Origin of the sequence: Curtobacterium luteum, from assembly GCF_001475545.1 — a bacterium.
Taxonomy (GTDB): domain Bacteria; phylum Actinomycetota; class Actinomycetes; order Actinomycetales; family Microbacteriaceae; genus Curtobacterium; species Curtobacterium luteum_A.
The window spans coordinates 1-662 of sequence record NZ_LDQC01000204.1 but is presented as its reverse complement, the minus strand read 5'-3'; the positions used below and the strand labels follow the sequence as shown (position 1 = coordinate 662).

General features: G+C 73.9%; 2 protein-coding genes. One reads left to right on the top strand and one right to left on the bottom strand.

Features of this window, described 5'->3' with window-relative positions:
* Positions 1 to 406 (top strand): glycosyltransferase family protein (locus tag NS184_RS17195; protein ID WP_152998326.1); only part of this gene is annotated, 406 nt, incomplete at its 5' end.
* Positions 407 to 415: 9 nt separating this feature from the next.
* On the opposite strand, the gene NS184_RS18560 is transcribed toward NS184_RS17195, so the two are convergent.
* Positions 416 to 662: hypothetical protein (locus NS184_RS18560; RefSeq protein WP_193750584.1), on the bottom strand; the 247-nt coding region annotated here is incomplete at its 5' end.

Below are 662 nucleotides of genomic sequence, written 5' to 3'. Positions count from 1 at the left end.
GTGGGAGGGCGAGGTCCCGGACCGGATGCGGGGCCGCGTGTCGATGACGCGCGGTGAGGTCGCGGCGGCGTACGCGTCGGCTCGTGTCGTGCTCAACGACCACTGGCCGGACATGGCTGCCGGCGGGTTCGTGTCGAACCGTGTGTTCGACGTGCTGGCGTCGGGCGGCGTGGTCGTCACCGACCCGGTCACTGGCCTCGCCGACGTGCTCGACGTACCGACGCTCGCCGTCGCGCGCTCCCGGTCGGAGCTGGCGGCACTGCTCGACCCGGCGCACCCCTGGCCCGGTGCCGAGCGCCGAGCCGAGGTCGCTGCCGAGGTCGCCGCCGAGCACTCGTTCGACGCCCGGGCGCGCGTGCTGCTCGCTGCCGCCCGGTCGGAACGAGCGCGGCAGGCCGGAGCCTGACCGGGCGGGTCAGTCCTGGTCGGGCCGCACCACGCCCTGGCCGGGCTCCACGACGGACTGGTCGAGCTCCACGACGGTCACGCGACAGGGGCTCGGCTGCCCACCGGCGACGTCGGCGCAGACGATCGGTGCGACGACGACCGCACTCGTCGTCCCGATGTCCGAGTAGTCGACCTCCGGCCGGTCCGCTCCCCGGAAGTCGATGTAGTAGTCGATGCCCGCGCGCTGCATGAGGTCGACGAACGACGGGTCCTGC